The organism is Paenibacillus sp. FSL R5-0475, from assembly GCF_038004585.1.
GTDB lineage: Bacteria > Bacillota > Bacilli > Paenibacillales > Paenibacillaceae > Paenibacillus_AQ.
Genome location: NZ_JBBORK010000001.1, coordinates 26,677 through 44,599, shown reverse-complemented (window position 1 = coordinate 44,599; position 17,923 = coordinate 26,677). Strand labels below are relative to the sequence as shown.

10 protein-coding genes and 1 pseudogene are annotated in these 17,923 nt (G+C 38.3%); 5 read left to right on the top strand and 6 right to left on the bottom strand.

The window, feature by feature from the left end:
- The first annotated feature begins 21 nt into the window (after nucleotides 1–21).
- Both MKX41_RS00160 and MKX41_RS00155 read left to right on the top strand, forming a co-directional pair.
- Nucleotides 22–3,000, top strand: coding sequence for a glycoside hydrolase family 2 TIM barrel-domain containing protein (locus tag MKX41_RS00160; RefSeq protein ID WP_340968024.1), 2,979 nt, complete (start codon nucleotides 22–24; stop codon nucleotides 2,998–3,000).
- 107 nt (nucleotides 3,001–3,107) lie between these two features.
- On the top strand, nucleotides 3,108–5,519 hold the full coding sequence (locus tag MKX41_RS00155; RefSeq protein WP_340968023.1) for a glycoside hydrolase family 38 N-terminal domain-containing protein: 2,412 nt from the start codon (nucleotides 3,108–3,110) through the stop codon (nucleotides 5,517–5,519).
- A 206-nt stretch (nucleotides 5,520–5,725) separates the two neighbouring features.
- On the opposite strand, the gene MKX41_RS00150 is transcribed toward MKX41_RS00155, so the two are convergent.
- Together MKX41_RS00150 and MKX41_RS00145 are read right to left on the bottom strand one after the other, a co-directional pair.
- On the bottom strand, nucleotides 5,726–7,474 hold the full coding sequence (locus MKX41_RS00150) for a class I mannose-6-phosphate isomerase (RefSeq protein ID WP_340968022.1): 1,749 nt from the start codon (nucleotides 7,472–7,474) through the stop codon (nucleotides 5,726–5,728).
- Between the two features lie 4 nt (nucleotides 7,475–7,478).
- On the bottom strand, nucleotides 7,479–8,417 hold the full coding sequence (locus tag MKX41_RS00145) for an ROK family protein (RefSeq protein ID WP_076284379.1): 939 nt from the start codon (nucleotides 8,415–8,417) through the stop codon (nucleotides 7,479–7,481).
- A gap of 219 nt (nucleotides 8,418–8,636) precedes the next feature.
- Between MKX41_RS00145 and MKX41_RS00140 the strand changes: the two genes are divergently transcribed.
- Nucleotides 8,637–9,575, top strand: coding sequence for an AraC family transcriptional regulator (locus tag MKX41_RS00140; protein WP_076298192.1), 939 nt, complete (start codon nucleotides 8,637–8,639; stop codon nucleotides 9,573–9,575).
- Between the two features lie 167 nt (nucleotides 9,576–9,742).
- Complete coding sequence (locus MKX41_RS00135) at nucleotides 9,743–10,030, top strand: transposase (RefSeq protein WP_076298193.1); 288 nt, start codon at nucleotides 9,743–9,745, stop codon at nucleotides 10,028–10,030.
- A 38-nt stretch (nucleotides 10,031–10,068) separates the two neighbouring features.
- Here MKX41_RS00135 and MKX41_RS00130 read toward each other — a convergent pair.
- Together MKX41_RS00130 and MKX41_RS00125 are read right to left on the bottom strand one after the other, a co-directional pair.
- A pseudogene (locus tag MKX41_RS00130) lies at nucleotides 10,069–10,335 on the bottom strand (sigma factor); the annotation flags it as partial.
- A gap of 461 nt (nucleotides 10,336–10,796) precedes the next feature.
- Nucleotides 10,797–10,922: a hypothetical protein gene (locus tag MKX41_RS00125; protein ID WP_340968018.1), complete on the bottom strand. Its 126-nt coding sequence runs from the start codon at nucleotides 10,920–10,922 to the stop codon at nucleotides 10,797–10,799.
- A gap of 339 nt (nucleotides 10,923–11,261) precedes the next feature.
- On the opposite strand from MKX41_RS00125, the gene MKX41_RS00120 reads away from it, so the two are divergent.
- Nucleotides 11,262–14,414 carry an amidase family protein gene (locus tag MKX41_RS00120; RefSeq protein WP_340968017.1) on the top strand — a complete coding sequence of 1,051 codons (3,153 nt, stop codon included), beginning with the start codon at nucleotides 11,262–11,264 and terminating at the stop codon, nucleotides 14,412–14,414.
- 219 nt (nucleotides 14,415–14,633) lie between these two features.
- Here MKX41_RS00120 and sigK read toward each other — a convergent pair whose 3' ends face one another.
- Nucleotides 14,634–15,170, bottom strand: coding sequence for an RNA polymerase sporulation sigma factor SigK (sigK, locus tag MKX41_RS00115; protein WP_340974776.1), 537 nt, complete (start codon nucleotides 15,168–15,170; stop codon nucleotides 14,634–14,636).
- A gap of 611 nt (nucleotides 15,171–15,781) precedes the next feature.
- The gene (locus MKX41_RS00110) at nucleotides 15,782–17,473 is read right to left on the bottom strand and encodes an ABC transporter ATP-binding protein (RefSeq protein WP_340968015.1); all 1,692 of its coding nucleotides are present in this window, start codon (nucleotides 17,471–17,473) and stop codon (nucleotides 15,782–15,784) included.
- Between the last annotated feature and the right edge of the window lie 450 nt (nucleotides 17,474–17,923).

Here is a 17,923-nt window from a genome sequence, read left to right as displayed (position 1 = left end):
AAACGATAATGGAGAGATAGTATGAATTATAATTATCACCAGAATTTAAATATCGTTCGTATGAACACGATGCCAGATCGGGCTTATTACATTCCATGTGCACCCACCAAAAATACCACATCCAAAGAAAATAATGACCGTGTATTGCTCTTGAACGGAAGCTGGAAGTTTACGTATTATCCTTCCTTTGCGGAAGCTTCTCTGGAGGGTGTTTCCGACAACGTTCTCCCGGTTCCGTCCAACTGGCAAATGTACGGATATGACAAGCATCAGTATGTCAACATTGATTATCCGATACCGTATAATCCACCCTTTGCGCCAAAAGAGAACCCCTGCGGTGTTTATAAACGCACCTTCTCCGTGGAGCTTACAGAGGAAATGCAGTTTTATTTGAATTTTGAAGGTGTGGATTCCTGTCATTATGTATTTCTCAACGGCGAATTTATAGGCTACAGTCAGGTCTCACATTCCACTGCGGAATATGATTTAACTCCTTTTTTGCAAGATGGTGAGAATGAAATCGCCGTTATGGTTTTAAAATGGTGCGACGGAACCTATCTGGAAGCGCAGGATAAATTCCGCATGTCGGGCATTTTCCGCGATGTATATCTACTGCAACGCCCGCAACATCATGTAAGCCATTATGTTGTACAAACGTCCTTACAATATGAAAGTGCCACGGTATCATTCAAGTTTGATGATTTCGGCACGACGCTTGTTAAATCCGTCAAAATCCTGGACGCCGAGGGCAGGGTAGTGGCACAGGGCGAAACATGCGACGAGACGCTTAGCCTGACTATAGAAAAACCTGTGCTTTGGAATGCCGAGCAGCCATATTTATATCAGATGGTTCTTGAGACCTTACAGGAGCGAATTGTAGACACGATCGGAATTCGCACGATATCTTCTCAGGGTAATGTGCTGCTTGTCAACGATCAGCCGATCAAGTTCAAAGGTGTAAACCGTCACGACAGCTATCCTGATACCGGCTATGTGGCTTCGCGCGAACAAATGGTAATGGATTTGCAGTTGATGAAGCAGCACAACATCAATGCTATTCGCACATCGCATTATCCAAATGCCCCGGAATTTTATCATTTATGCGATGAATACGGCTTTTATGTGATTGACGAGGGCGACATGGAAACACATGGCGCATGGACAAGTCATGGCGATCGCGATAATGACTGGTATGCGCTTATCCATCACGATCCGCGGTTTGAAACGGCTATTGTAGATCGTGTGCAACGTCTAGTCACTCGCGACATCAACCGCCCTTGTGTAGTAATCTGGTCACTTGGCAACGAGAGTGGATTAGGTGTCAATACGCTAGCTGCTGTTGATGCTGTGCGAAAGCTAGACAACTCACGTCTGGTTCATTATGAATCAAAAAACTTTATGCCTGAGGACCAGGGAAAATACAACTTTGATATTCTGGATGTAGAAAGCTATATGTACCCTGATCTAGAATATACAGAAAAGCTGGCTCAGGAGTGCAAAAAGCCATTGATCTTGTGTGAGTTTGCCCATGCAATGGGCAATGGTCCCGGCAGTCTATCCGAATACTATGATTTGTTCTATCGTTATGATGGCTTTGCCGGAGGCTTTGTGTGGGAATGGTGTGATCATGCCATTCTACAGTATGATGCAAGTGGCAATGCACAGTATCTATATGGCGGGGACTTTGGCGAAGTGCTGCATGATGGCAACTTCTGTGTAGACGGACTCGTTTATCCCGATCGCACGCCGCACACCGGCTTGCTGGAGCTGAAAAATTGTGCCCGTCCTGTTCATATAACAAGAGCAGGAAATACATTCTCTGCACAAAACAAGCTGGACTTTGCAGACCTCTCCGATGCTATTACCATCATCTGGTCGCTGGAGCAAAACGGTACTAAAATTGCAGAAGGTAGCATTGCTAATTTCAACCTTGCCCCGCATGCAAAAGTACCATTATCGCTTTCGCTACCTCCAGTAGACGGAGCACGTGTTTATCTGAAATTCGAATATTTGCAAAAAGCCGAGCATCTGCTCATCCCGGTCGGTACGTCACTTGGATTTGATCAGTTTGATCTTTCCACAGAAGACACGAGAGTGTTCTTGCCTGTGTCGCACTCTGACGTAACGGCTAAGCAGACCCCTACCGGATGGTTAGTTTATGGTGAGACATTCTCTTATCATTTTAATACTGCATTGGGCACGTTTGATTCGTGTAAGATAGACGGCATCGAGTGTTTTGTGAGACCGGCTGAGTTTGATATTTATCGCGCCCCTACGGATAACGATATGGGTGAGGCTGGGATTTCCAATTACAGCATCAAACATTCTTGGAAAAACCTACGACTGGATGCGGCTTATACCTATACTTACGAAACATCGGTAGAACAATCTAATACTTGTGTTACTATTACCTGCCCTCTATCGCTTGTAGCAGATCGTGCTGCTCCTTTCTGCAATATTCAAGCAGTTTATAATGTGTATGGAAGTGGAGCTATAGAAGTGTCACTGCAAGTATCCGTCCGTCAGGACCTAGCCTATCTCCCTCGCTTTGGCATGCGGTATTTTCTGACCGAGGATTTTCAAAACTGCACCTATTTCGGCTATGGCCCGCAAGAGAGCTACAGCGACAAACACGCTGGTAGTTATAAAAGTATGTTTAGTGCAACCGTGCCTGAGCTTTTTGAAAACTATATTTATCCGCAGGAGAACGGCTCGCACTATGACACAGAAGAATGTACACTCTCAAATGCGATTACAACACTTAAGGCTTACAGCACAAAGCCTTTCAGCTTCTGCACCTCGGAGTATACCCGAGAAGAACTGGCTGCCAAAAAACATCATTTCGAACTGCAAAAAAGCGGCTGCACTGTCTGGAACATTGACTATGCGATGACGGGAGTCGGCTCTGGAAGCTGTGGTCCCTACACACTGGAACAATATCGTTTGACTGAGAAAGAATTTGTGTTCGAATATATGTTTATACCTAGAAGAAACATTTAAACAAAAGGAAGTAGGGTGTAACACTCCCCACTTCCTTTGTATCTCCTCCCACACATGTGTAATTACAAATGATTTGTTTCAACAAATTTTATGGTGGAGGTTATCAAATGTCACAACAAAAATTCACCTTGTATTTGATTCATCACAATCACACAGATATAGGCTATACCGATTATCAAGAAAAAATAGAACTGCATCATATTTATTATATTAAAGAAGTCATTGATATTCTAAATGCCATTCATGCGGGGGAAACCAAGTGGGAAGGCTTCAAATGGAATTGTGAAAGCTTCTGGTGCGTAGAGAAATTCCTCGAAACCGCTGATCAATCCTATATCGATGATTTTATTAAATATGTCAAATCGGGTGAGATCGGACTATCCGGCAACTATCTCAACATGACAGAATTAGTTGATTATACCGTTCTAAACAATACAATCGCTCGCAGTGTAAAAAGTATGGAGCGTTACTCGATTCAAATGGCTTCTGCCATGACCGCTGATATTAACGGCTATGGCTGGGGATATGCTGACGCGCTATATGAGAATGGGATCCGAAACTTAATGTCCTGCATTCATACGCATCATGGCTACCACCCTTTATTCAAGAAGCAAATGCCTTTCTACTGGCAGTCGCCAAAGGGGAATAAGTTGCTTGTATGGAATGGAGAGCATTACCTGATCGGCAATGAACTGGTTTGTAACGAATATGATTATGAGTATACGATTCATGATGGTCTAATGCATGAACACTTGAGTAGTTTCGATATGGCTGAAAAAAGAATCGAATCCTATGTAAGAGTGCTAAAAGAGCAGCAGCATCCTTATGATTTCGTACCTGTCAGTATCTCAGGAGTAATGAGAGATAACTCACCTGCAAGTGCCAAAATCATCGAATTCATTCATGAATACAATGCGATACACGGTCAGGAAATTGAGCTTCAGATGGTAACACTGGATGAATTTTTTGATATTCTAAACCAAGCTAAAGTTGAAATTCCAACCTATTCTGGCGATTGGACAGATTGGTGGGCTGATGGCGTAGGCTCTACACCAAATATCGTCCAGCATTATCGCGAAGCGAGCAGAAAGCTGTACGCTGCACGTCAGCTGGATCCGGATGGGAAAATTATTGGCAAAGAAGTATTCGACAGCACCGAATATAATTTAATGTTCTATGCTGAGCACACTTGGGGGTATTCATCATCCATCGTTGAGCCATGGCATCCGAATGTCAATAAACTCGATTTAAGGAAAAGCTTATTTGCGCTCAAAGCCAATGAATCTGCATCAAGAGCTATCAACAAAATAACTTATTTCCACGGTGAAACTTCTATCTCAGTTCATAAGCAACTGACTTTTGGAACTATTAATCCACATGACTTCCCTGTAATAGATGTCCTAAATGTTAGTTTGGAATCTTTATTTGGACACAGGCATTTTGAGATACTGGAGAAGGATACTGGACTAGTTGTACCTCATCAAATCGGACATTATGCTCGTGGATACAAAGTCAATATCCTAGTGAAGCTGGATGCTAAGCAAAAGAAAAGCTACGTGATCAGGGACATTGCCGCACCTCCTTTAATATCAGCAGGTAATTGTGCCAAGGTAGCCGTCGAGGGTGTAAACGATTTGGCATCAACATTTGCCGAAACACTTCAGACGGGCTCAGTTGTAACTCCTTATAAACTGGATAACAAGTTCTTTCGTATTCAATATGAAGAAGGACAAGGCATCACTTCGATCTATGACAATATCAATGATAAGGAGCTAATCAAACCAACCAGCAAGTTTAACGCATTTACTCCAATTTATGAAGTAACACCTGTGAAAACAACCCAGTACGAGGAAAGACGTCTGATGGGACGAAACCGCAAAGCCGTGCATACGCAAAGGGATATTGGAAAACTCCTATCTGCCACTGTGTTGGAAGATGGACCACTTTATTCTCGTGTTGAGCTCGGTTACCAGCTGCAAGGCACCAATGCCAGCTCTCTTATCCTAACTGCATACAAAGAGATTCCTCGAATTGATGTCGATTTCCGCTTCCATAAAACAAGTGTGTGGGAACCGGAAAACTTGTATTTGGCATTGCCGTTCACAACAGGCTATGACAATGAAGAATTTTGGGTTGAAAAAACGGGTACGATCTTCCGTCCAAGAATAGACCAATTACCTGGAACATGTACGGATTTCTATGCCTTGCAAGATGGCATGTGCTATCAGTCATCGAACAGCTCTCTAATCATCGCGACACCTGATACACCTCTTATTGCAATGGGAGATATCAAATCACATGAGATCAAATTATGTGGTGAAGAAGGTGTCAACAATATTGATGATGTATATGCATGGGTAATGAACAATTTCTGGGAAACCAATTTCAAAGTAGATTTAGGCGGATTCCATCAATATCGTTATTCCCTTCTGCTAAATGATTCGAATAACGTAGATGAAGCCTTTAAAACCGCAAAAGCTACGAACTGTCCTGTTCTAGGATACTATTCTTTCATTTAATAGCATATGGACCATGAAGAGGACATCATTGAATGATGTCCTCTTCGACGTGGGTTATAAGCTATCAAATATGTGGATTAAAATCAAATGCGACCCAAACGTATGCAATCTGCAATAATACCAAGGGTAAGCTTATGTTCCTTCTCGAAATGCTCTTTCTTTAATGATTCGAACAGCGTTTTCTTTAGCTTTATTCGAAAATTCAGCTATGTTCTAACATAGGCCTTGATTGTCCCCATTTCTTTTCCTACGCTATTACCATGGGGGCGTATCGAATAGCTGCCAACCATTGCAGGAATGATAAATGTTTCAGCATAATGAACTATAAATGGCTCAAAGGCATTTGTAGGGCTTTCGACTATAGCTTCCTCCCCCTCTATTAGATTGAGAACATTGACACCGCCATCAGTGTTATGGATGACTGGTCCTGAGAACCAATGTCTTCTAGTTTCAATAAACTGCCTGTCGTGTAAGCCTGTCTTTTCTTCGATCCATCCATCGCCTTCACCCATTTGTTCTAGACAATTGATTATATTTTCACTGACCCACTTCTCGTCTCTTTCCCATTGAATAGAATTGATTCCGTGTTCAAGATGGACAGGTCTTGGTATCCCATCCATCCCCAACCGTCCCCAGTCCCATAATTTAAACGTGAAGTAATTGGGTGTTGCACTTATTTCTAATACCAAGGAATCTTTACCCTGCGAATGAATAGTACCTGCTGGTATTAAAAAATGGTCATGCTTTTTAGCTGGAAATTGATTAATATACTTTTGGTCGTCAAATTTACTGCCTTCATCATATGATTGTTTTAAATCTTGAATCATTTCATTGGAATTTATATCATCCTTGACACCCAAATAAACGATAGCATCTTCTTTTGCATCAACGATGTAATAGCTTTCATCTTGCGTATAATGCACCCCAAACGTTTGTTGCGCATAATCAACCAATGGATGAACCTGTAAACTAAGATTTCCGCCCCCAAAAGTATCTAAAAAGTTAAATCGAATCGGGAACTCCGCGCCAAAACGTCCATATACCTTTTCACCCAAAAGATCAACTGGATGTCTAAAAACAGCATTAATAGCTGGGACTTCAATTTTTACGTCCCCGTATCTTAAAAAAAGACTATTTTCTTCTGGTACACCATTAAAGCTCCAAGCATAGTTTTCAACTGACGGATCAAGACCAAGCTTTTCTTTCATCCATTGCCCTCCCCATACTCCAGGGGCAAAGTAAGGAATCACTCTAAAAGGCTGGCTGACTGTTTGCTTTAATCCAGCTAAGTAGGTTGCCCCCTCTACCAGCTTTGGTTCATTGCTGCAGTTCGTATCTAATAGATAATCTATTTTTTCAAACAACTTCCTTTTATGTCTGTCCGCAACTGGCCATTCAAAGAAATAGCCTCTTTTAATCTTTCTAACCGCATCCTCATTATGGTTGTCTGCTCTCCAATTTGAAATTTCATTATTACTATATCTTTTTTGGATTTCCCACCTTGCCAAATCAGCATATATGAGAATATCAGGATCACATACAAGAGTAGCACCAGAACCATAAATAATGATTAAACCGCTATCAATGTTACTAATAGCACTTCTAGCCTCTTCCAAACGTTCATCATCTAAAAAATCCCCAAAATTATGAAGCGATATCTTCCCAAATACTCTATCCGTTGTTAGATGAAATTTAATCATATCCGTTACTTTATCGCTAGAATAATATAAATCATCTGCAAAAATTGTATAGGCAGGTTCCATTACTGAAACAAGATTAGCTTTTAGTTCTTCCATTCTTACGCCAGGATAACAATCGACGGTAACGATAGTCTTTTGCTTTCCTAGTCTGATTATTGCCCGATTAAGCTCATTCTTAATGTTTCCGTAATCTTGCCAAGCATGATCATTTGAATTGGATACTAGTATCTCTGGGTACATATTAAAATTAGCCATTATTTTATTCCTTCCTTCTAATAGATTGCTTTAATAGATTTGCTACACCTTTAAATGTACTCAGTGAGGTTTCTTCAGAACATTCAATGTTTACCGTTTTGTTCTCAAGCGTTTCATAAACCCCATTCATAAACAAATCTTTACTTTTTGTAATTTGACCGCCAAGAATGATCGCATCTGGTTTAAAACTTTTTATATATGGATTTAAAGCTTTTCCTATATATTCTCCAAACATTCGGAATGCCATCTGTGCCCTCTGGTCTTCATTTTTGCCCATAGCGGCTAATGTTTCCACTTCGTTGTCTGATGTACTAAGGCCTAATTCATTCGCCAGTTTTAAGATACCTCTTTTAGAAATATAGTCATCGACTATGGATTGCTTAAATGGTTGATTATAGATCCATCCATTTTCCGGTATATCTTGTCTGTCTTTTACCAATTTTCCATTTTCCATAAATGCCGATCCTGCCCCCGTACCAATCGTTAAAAAGATGGATTTGTTGTAACCTCCAGCCTTGCCGGATACATGTTCTCCTAAAGCAAACAGGCTAGCATCATTATCAAAAACAATCTGAAACTCATTACTTGTCTTTGAATGAAAAGAACTTTCTTGTTTAAGACGATTTATTAATAGATCACGAAGGTTCACTTCGTATATCTCTTCAAATTTATCGATACCTTTGATGTAACTTATCCCGCTTTCATAATCAAATGGACCTGGAAATGCATAGCCAACTCCAGTTATTTCGAAGTCTTTATCCAAAATTCCATTTGTTTGCTGCTTAATGATGAACACCAAATGTTCAATGATACCTTCTTTAGTCTCTTTTGATTTCGAGGGGAAGATGGCATACGAGTTAGGAACTATTTCCCCATCGTCGTTTAAAACAGCTGATTTTATAAACAATCCTCCGACATCAAATGCGATCGAATATTTATTCATTACAACTCTTCACATCCCTTTTTGGCAAAATACCCTTTTTATATTGGATCATTCAATATTTAATTTTAGTATAAATCTTGTTCTCTCCTTAATCTTTTGAGAAACCAGTCATATTTTTATAAAATCGAGACATTCGTGATACACTCGTGGAGAAATATGCTACTATCAAAGCGGGAACATTAATGTGGTTCATCATTATTTTGAAAGGGGAAGACAGCCATGGAATGGACTGATTTGTTTATAGATGGTTCAATTGCTCTTAATCAGGAATCTATTCAAGTCAATGGAAGTGATGTTTCCATTCTAATTCACTATTGGGGTGCTCAACCCGATCATTACAATAACAAGCCACATCAACATTCTTATTTTGAACTGTGTTATATTGTCAACGGTGAAGGTGAGTATATGGATGATGGACATTCATTTCATATAACGAATGGGTCCCTTTTCCTTTCCCGCCCCTTCGTTAAACACCAAATTTTAAGCGAAACTGGATTGGAAATTATTTTTGTTGGATTTGAAATTATAAAAACAAAATCAACAAAGAAATTAATAGAACTTTTCACTAATCTAGAAAAAACGAAAAAATTCATTATTAATAATGCTAGCCAATCTCCCGTTGTAAAACTATGGACTTCGATCCTCGTTATGGCCTGTGATTTTTACCTATTGTTCAACGACTGCTTTCAAGGCTTATGTTCTTCTTTCTATTCAAGTATTGTTGGTTTATTTAATGAACAACAAATTAAATACAAAAAGAATAAAGAAATTCGTATTTATTCGTCCTTAGTATATCAAGCGAAGCTATACATCCATGACAACCTATCTCAATCATTGAAAATGAGCGATGTAGCGGATTTTATTCACATTTCAGAAAGACACTTATCACGTATTTTCCAGGATGAATTAGGCCAATCGTTTTCAAATTATATTAAAAGAGAGAGAATGAGAAAAGCCAGCATCCTCCTCTCAGATACCGACCTTACCCTCAAAGAAATTTCAGAAATGTCAGGTTTTAAAACAGTTCACTATTTTACCACTGTTTTTTCAGCAGAAATGGGAATGCCACCTGGGGAGTTCAAGAGAAAGCTCAACCAACAAACGCTATCAGTACCAGAATATACTGAAACTTATTTACAGAGCGCTTCTATAAACTGATCAAGAATCTGAATAGCGTTTTTTTGTTTTCAACCAGCAAATCAAAGCACTTTGGGGATATACGTATTCGACTTGTTTTATATATTAATCTTATAAAAAAATCGACAAGTGGTAGTGTGCCTTTCAAGTAGACACTCAAAAAAAAACGATGTTATCATGAGGAACGAGTGAAACTTGGAGGGGTGTTAGGTATTGATGATTTTGCTATCCTTGAAGGTCATACCTGCAATACGGGGTTGCATGATTTGCGTGGTGACTCTTTGCTGGACATCATTCTAGGCAGGACATCGAAAGAATTACTTGCTTATTATGAGAATCATCCTGCGATGGGTCTGCTTAATCCGGTTGCCGTGGTTATGGATTTAGCGCATTTTTCCCGCAGTAGGGGCAACTTGGAAGCACGATCATGGGAGTCACCTTCAGAAATATTGAATCGTTCGCTTCATTTGGAATGAGTTTACTTACACGAAACTATGGTAGACCTAAAAATAATTTCGGAGCCAAGGATATCTATGAGCGTGATTTCGTTACCCTCTTTGTCCGTTCCAATCGGATCGTGCAGAAATACATCTTTACGTGTTTTCTTGAGCGAACGCAGGTGCATCAGAATCTCGTTTTCGATACAACGGGCAGCAAAAGTGGCTAGCTTTGTCCCTTTGTTCGGGCGATAACTTTCGATAGCTTTAATCAGGCCGATGGTGCCGATGGAGATCAGATCCTCCATATCTTCCCCAGTATTATCGAATTTTTTGAGGTTATGGACACGATGTGATGTCAAAAAAAATAAACCAATTACGATCGATTCTGATTCGAATTGGTTTACTTTTGCATATTATATTTAATTTGTAGTTTCCGATTGATTTCTTGTGTACATCCGGGTAACCCATTTAAATAACACTTTATCCCGCTTTTAACTGCTTCAAGAATAAACTCGCCATCAGCTTTACTATTATCAATAACAATTAATTGATCAATCAACTCTAAGTGAGATTATTCATACTTGTTAAATTGCGTCTAACAATATCCTCGGTTTCAATATGATAGCCACCGTTTTTCACACGTAGAGCAATACATTCAATATTTAGCCGAACATCTGCTAGTCCCACATAAAACACAATAATTTCAAAGCCTTATTCCTTTGTATCCCTCATCTATCTGCCTTATAACGTTACCACCCGCTAAAGTGGTTTCCACAATGAAATCCCACTTATTCCAGATATACTACCTGGCCATTCTTATGGCTTCTTTCCCAGCAGATACTTTACTCTTTTCAGGATGCCCATTATCGATCTTGCAGGCTAGTGCATCTGGAATCATCAGTGATTCTGCTTTATGCCATTCTCCCATATAGAAATCTTCCACTTTCATGAAATGAAAAACATAATATTCTCCGTTAATTATTAGCTGTTCCTCTTCTTTTTGATTTCGTGAAATTCAAGGTTTTTGATGATGCAGCCGGATGATGATACTCAATATCCTACAATCCTAAAACATATCATACAACGTTATATATTTAATAAAATAGTTTACATATACATTACACGCAATAATTAAAAAAGCCTTTTTCTCCTTTTTATAAACTCAAAATATATTAAATTCATAATATTTATTGACTGAAACAAATACAAGTTTTATATTTCCTAACATTAAATAATAAAATACATAAAGGAAAAGGAGATTACGCACATGAATAAGTTCAAACGTCTACGTGAAACTAAAAGAGATCATTCTGGTTCCACCCGATCTGAATATTCACCAGCAAAAAAAAATTGGAGTAAAAAGCAATTTATAGCTACTTCAATTGTGTTATCTGTTATTGCTACGAGTGTAATTCCGTTCCAAACAGCTGATGCTTTAACTAGAGTTACTTCAGAAAGTGGCACAGTATGGGAGATTCACGATGTTTTTGCTCCTAGCTTAGACACAGGAAGTTTACGTACAGTTGGTGCTACACAAGTACAAGGTTTCGGCAATATCTTTGTTAAAGTGTCCTCGCCTTCAGCTCCACTGATGAATGGTCAAATGATGCGTGGTTTTGACTTGAAATACGATGGCGTTAATAAGTTTACTTCGGCTCAATCTGTAAATCTAGGAAATGTAACTGTAACACGTGAGGTGTATGTGGATACTATTCATAATCGAACGAGATTCTTTGATACATTCACTAATAAAAATGATGTCGCTATAAAAGTTGATGTATCATTCGGTGGCTCTTTAGGATATGGTACAACAACAAATGCTTCAGTAGTTAAGGCAACCTACTCAGGCGATCTAAAGGTAACTACAGATGATTCATGGATTGTTGTAGATAGCAGTGCCAGAAACAATAAGCCGCTAGGCGTTGCAGTGGGATCTCCAAAACCGTTTGATAATGGATTAACAGGTCTAGGGAATCAGCAACAGGATCCATTCACAGTACCCTTAGCTGAGTATGGAAATGAAGCGAATTTCTATGGGTTCATTAATTCACTAAATATTGGGCCGGGCGAATCGAAGTCCCTAGTAAATTATGTACAAGTTGGAGAAGCTGGTGAAGAAGGGTTGAAAAATCTGGTTGCTATGCTAGATGGACTTAATAGTCTGCTGGATGTAACAGGATTAACAAACGCACAAATTCGTTCAATTAGCAACTGGGATATATCTGCTATAGAGGGACTTGATACTGGAGATCATCTGGATATTCCAAATGCTCCTGCGGCCAAAGAATTAATAACTTCATCGCCGTATGATGTTAAGAATAAATCAATTGCAGAAATGCAGAAGGATATGATTAATGGTAAAACTACTTCTGTACAAATTACTCAAGCCTATTTAGATAGAATTAAGGTATACGATGAGGGACAATTGGGATTCCATGCATTCCTGCATGTATCTGAAACTGCGCTTAATCAAGCAAAAGCTGCTGACGATGCCCGTGCACAAGGTGTAAAAGGTGATTTATTGGGTATTCCAATTGCGATAAAAGATATTTATGACACAAAGGATATGCCTACTACAGGTGGCAGTAAAGCTCTTGAAGGCTGGCAGCCTGATTCCGATGCATTCCAAGTGAAAAAGCTGCGGGAAGCTGGAGCTGTAATTATTGGTAAAGTAAATACTTCTGAGTTTGCTAACAGCGGAAGCTTTAGTGAGAGCGGCTGGCAGCAAACATGGAATGCACTCTATCCATCAAAAACATCTTTTGGCTCAAGCGGCGGGTCTGCAGTATCTGTTGCAGCTGATTTTGCAGCAGCAGCAATGGGATCGCAAACAGGGGTATCTCTCTATGCACCAACTACAGGCGCTAGCTTAAAAAGCTTCCGGGGTACAGACGGTATGGCAAGTACTACAGGAGTACTTCCACTCACTTGGGGACAAGATTATGCAGGTCCCATTGCTAAAACAGTAACTGACCTAGCCATTATATTGAATACTACAACGGGTACGGACCCACAAGATATTTTTACAGTCACTGCTGATGCAGATCATAAGCGTCCAGTGGATTGGAAGGAATCTCTGGATGCTTATGCATTGAAAGGAAAGAAAATTGGATATATTCCTGCATCCTTTGTATCTGCATATGCTGATGATGATACTGGACGGGCAGTGATGGATAAGTTCTCAGAGCTTCAAGCAGCGGGGGCGACAATGGTTGAAATGTCAGCTGTACCATCAGGCCCTAGTCGTCCTTCAGGTATTAATGGATCTACTGAAGGTTGGGCACGTTATATTGAGCTTCATAAGGACTTCCCTTATATTGATGGAGCAAGTGTACTAGCTTCAGATAAGGTGCTTATCTATAATCAAAGAGGATATAGTACTCCAACTCGTATGACTGAACAAGCTGTACAAGATTACATTAAGTATAGAACCGACTATAAGGAAGTTATTAAAAACTGGATGGACGCGAATAGCGTTGATGCTGTTGTTTATGCAGGTTTTATTAGTGACGTATATAACAATGACGCATCAGCTTCTCAATTAAGTTCTGACCGTAACACGGGCGTATTAACCTCTAATGTGGGTCTCCCTACGGTAGTTGTTCCTGTAGGAACGAATGACAGCGGATATTCTATTTCTATGCAACTGGTTGGTAGAGCATGGGACGATGCAAAAATTTTAGGCATGGGCTACGCTCTTGAGCAACAAAGTCAAGCTAGACTACTTACAACATTTGCTCCAGCACTTCAATATGTTTCAAACTCTACTAATCCTAATCCAAACACAGATAATGGACCAACCAATCCAAATACTGGAGGAGGTACACCTCCAGCAGTAACAACGCCTATAGAAACAACGGCACCTGCAGAAACAATAACACCAGCAGATAAGCCGAAAGTTGTTAGTTTTGTAGATACAATGAATCATTGGGCAAAAGCAAGCATTGACGCACTAATTGCTAAGGGATTATTGACCGGTTATTCCGATGGAACATTCCGTCCAAATTCAGGTTTGACTCGTGCCGAAGCAATTAAAGTAATTGCAACTTACATGGGACTTGAAGGACAAGAAAGTAACTTTATAGATGTATCTCCAACTCATTGGGCGAATAAGTTTATTGGTGCAGCTGCTGGATCAGGCTTGATGAACGGATATAGTGACGGAAGATTCCGTCCAGATGAGAAGATTAGTCGTGGTGAATTAGCGGCACTAATCACTCGAGCCTTTAAGCTAACAGGTACTGGAAACACATCATTCAAAGATGTTACAAGAAATGCATGGTATTATGATTCCATTGATGCACTCGCATCCAATAATATTATTACAGGATACGCAGACAGTACATTTAAGCCTGAAAAAGATATTACTAGAGCAGAGTTTGCAGCAATTGTTTCCAGATTACTAGGAACTATTAATTAAAAGAAATTCAATTAAAAATGACAGAGTACTCGAGTAACCACGTTTACAGGAAGGGCCATCCCGAAAGGGATGGCCTTATAACTTGCCGTTACAGATAGTGCGATGAACCGTATCATAAGTAGGGCGAACCCTATCCACACAAAAAACGACTCATCCGTAGACAAGTCGCTTTTCAAGTTTTATTATTAATGGATTATTACTGTGTAATTGTCATCAGTCTTACCGCTTCGCCTTATAAAACTCATGATACAGCTTCATGAGTGCCCTTTTCTCGATCCGTGAAACATAACTCCGCGAAATCCCCAGCTCCTTAGCAATCTCCCGCTGCGTCCGCTCTTCCCCACCTGTATCAAGTCCAAATCGCCCAACGACAAATTCTTTTTCCCGGTCATCCAGAATATCAAGGTTACGATAAATCTTGCTCTTCTCGATCTTCAGATCGACTTCTTTAATGACATCATCGGCTTCGGAGCCAAGGATATCGATCAAAGTGATCTCGTTACCTTCCTTGTCTGTCCCAATTGGATCGTGCAAAGATACATCTTTACGAGTCTTCTTCAAGGATCTTAGGTGCATCAGGATTTCATTTTCAATACAACGGGCAGCAAAAGTGGCCAGTTTTGTGCCTTTGTTTGGACGATAGCTCTCGATGGCTTTAATCAGGCCGATCGTGCCGATGGAGATCAGATCCTCCATGTCCTCCCCAGTATTATCGAATTTTTTGAGGTTGTGGACACGATATGATGTAAAAAAAATAAACCAACAAGATCGGTTACGATGCTAGTTGGTTTACTTATCCCTTTCTATTCAATTGTTGCTCAATAATATGAGACCATTCTGGTAATTCATTAACATAATTTCTTATTCCGTATTTATCTGCTTCGAGAATAATTTCACCATCTGTTTTACTATTATTAATAATAACTAAATGATCTATAAGACTTAAATGGAAAAGCAAATTCTCCATGTTTGTTACATTGCGACTAATAATATCCTCGGTTCAATATGATGGCTACCATTCTTCACCAGTGATGTTTAGAGTGTCATAAAATGAAACTGCAAAGACAACCATCTCTGGTAGGAATGGGGGGAGATACTCTTTTACTTGAGCTGATCTAGAAGCGGTTAAATAATCTATAGCTTATTAGAGGTAGCAATAGCATATAGGTCTAACAATATCAGTAGTGCAAAAATATATAATGGAAACTTATACATATAAGCAGCTTAAGAACTCTTTAGCTTTAAAAACAGAAGTAAAACAAAAATCGGCTAGATATATGCATAAAATACGTATTATATTAAATCAAAATATTGTTATGAATATAATGAATACTATCGTCATACAAACTGCGAAAGTTGAGTTAGTTTTAAACTTTCTGTAGTAAATGTAATTCATTAGTTTCTATTCTCTTATTCATTACACTACATTCATTAATTGGAACATTAAACTTAAAACTTTCATGAGTAGCCAATAACACAATAGCATTTGCCGAAATTTCTTCAATTATTCTTAATACGTCTTCAATATTTTTTTGATCAATAGCTGAAGTAACTTCATCAAATAAATATACATCGGGGTTACTTACTATTGCTCTCGCAAGGCATACCCGCTGTATTTGTCCTCCAGAGAAGTTTAAACCCTCATTATTAAACACAGTGTCGTATTGATTTGGCAAACTTATGATTAATTCATGTAAATTTAGGCGTTTGCATATACTCACTATATCTTCCAACGGCACTTCTCTGTATAAGGATATATTTTCTCGTATTGAAATTGAAAATATGTAGTGGTCTTGTGTGACATAGCTCACTTTATTTCTCAGGTTTTCTTCACCATAACATTTTAATTCTATACCATTTATTAATATTTCCCCAGTATAATCGTCTATTAATTTTGATAATATATTTAATAAGGATGTTTTTCCCGAACCACTTGCACCTTTTATAAGATATATATTATTTTTATGAAAATTAATGTTTAAATCTTTGAAAACTTCTATGCTGCTTTGTGTGGTGTGACTTAGATTTTTAATTTCTATTTTTTCAATCTTGTTATATCTTTCTTTGTCATTGACATTTTCAATTATTTGTATACTTTCATTTCCTACTATCTCACCTACCCTACGTAACGAAACAGATACCTGCTGTATTTTAGAGTTAAGTTTTGAGAGTAGTAATAGGACTCCTTTAAATCTGTCAGAATATTCATTGAAAGCTGTCATCATTCCCAAACTAAGCCTTCCGTTAAATATCAAATATATTGCTAAAATTATATTCAAATTGTTTATCAAAAACGTTACAGCACCAATGATAACTTGGGTTACTAATTGAACATTAAACTTTTCTATATTTTTTTCATTAATATCCATAACATTCTTTCTAAACATCTCATTCCACTTATTTTCAATCTTAAAAATTTTTATTGATTTCAATCCTGATAAGGATTCATATAAAAAAGACATAAAAGAATCATGCATTTTTGTATATTCAATCTCTTTTGATTTGATCATTCTCCCTGAATATATATATATCACGAATGTAATTGGGAATGTTACTATGGTTACAAGTGTTAATATTGGACTTATATATAACATAAATATTAAAGAAATTAACATACTTATAGTTTGGACTACTAAGTTCATATTATCAAAAAGAATTGAGGAAAAAATTGTCGAATCACTTTCAATGTTATTGACTAATCTCCCTTTGTCAATTTTATAAACCCTAGAATAAGGCATTCTTAAAATTGAGTTAAACAAATCTTCTTTAATATTGAGCTCGACTGAATAACTAAGCTTAATAATCATTTTTTGATTTTTGTAATCTAGTACAGCAGAAACTACATAACATAAGAACATATAAAGCAAATTCATTTTTATTGAATAAAATGATTTACTGACTATACCATTAATTATGTTCCCAAAGAATAGAGGGAATGCTAATGATAAAACATTCGACATTATCATGAGAGATAATATTAACAATATTGATCTTTTAGGTATATTCAACTTTTTTATTGTATTAAAAAATAGCACAAAATCTTTTTTATAGTCTTTCATTGTGCTACTTCCCTCCATCTTACACAGGATACAACTAAAATTTAATGGGCTAGATTGATTAAAAAACTAGCTTACCACTTAGTTGACTCCATTAATTTCATTAATTTCATTTACAGCTTGATCAAGCACTACATGCGCTTCGGACCTTGCTGTCTATTGTTCATCAAGGGATATTATCCTTTTTCCTCAAATTCTAATTCCCGACTCGTTGAAGAATTGATCAGATAGCTTGTACCAATCGTCACTACGTGTTAGCAATTTTGATCTTAATTGATAGAACTGCTCTTAATGGGTTCCTTCATAGTCAGTCAAATATCCTGATTGACTTAATAACAGTTGCTGGCCTAACAATAATTCATTAGATTGGGAATAACGCCGAACATAATCTTCATCGCACACATATTTAATAAATTCCTATGCGGCATCCTGATTGGCAGATGCTATATTAAT

Coding starts and splice junctions, on each gene's coding strand:
- MKX41_RS00160 (WP_340968024.1), top strand. CDS start 22: ATGAATTATAATTATCACCAGAATTTAAATATCGTTCGTATGAACACG.
- MKX41_RS00155 (WP_340968023.1), top strand. CDS start 3,108: ATGTCACAACAAAAATTCACCTTGTATTTGATTCATCACAATCACACA.
- MKX41_RS00150 (WP_340968022.1), bottom strand. CDS start 7,474: ATGGCTAATTTTAATATGTACCCAGAGATACTAGTATCCAATTCAAAT.
- MKX41_RS00145 (WP_076284379.1), bottom strand. CDS start 8,417: ATGAATAAATATTCGATCGCATTTGATGTCGGAGGATTGTTTATAAAA.
- MKX41_RS00140 (WP_076298192.1), top strand. CDS start 8,637: ATGGAATGGACTGATTTGTTTATAGATGGTTCAATTGCTCTTAATCAG.
- MKX41_RS00125 (WP_340968018.1), bottom strand. CDS start 10,922: ATGGGAGAATGGCATAAAGCAGAATCACTGATGATTCCAGATGCACTA.
- MKX41_RS00120 (WP_340968017.1), top strand. CDS start 11,262: ATGAATAAGTTCAAACGTCTACGTGAAACTAAAAGAGATCATTCTGGT.
- MKX41_RS00110 (WP_340968015.1), bottom strand. CDS start 17,473: ATGAAAGACTATAAAAAAGATTTTGTGCTATTTTTTAATACAATAAAA.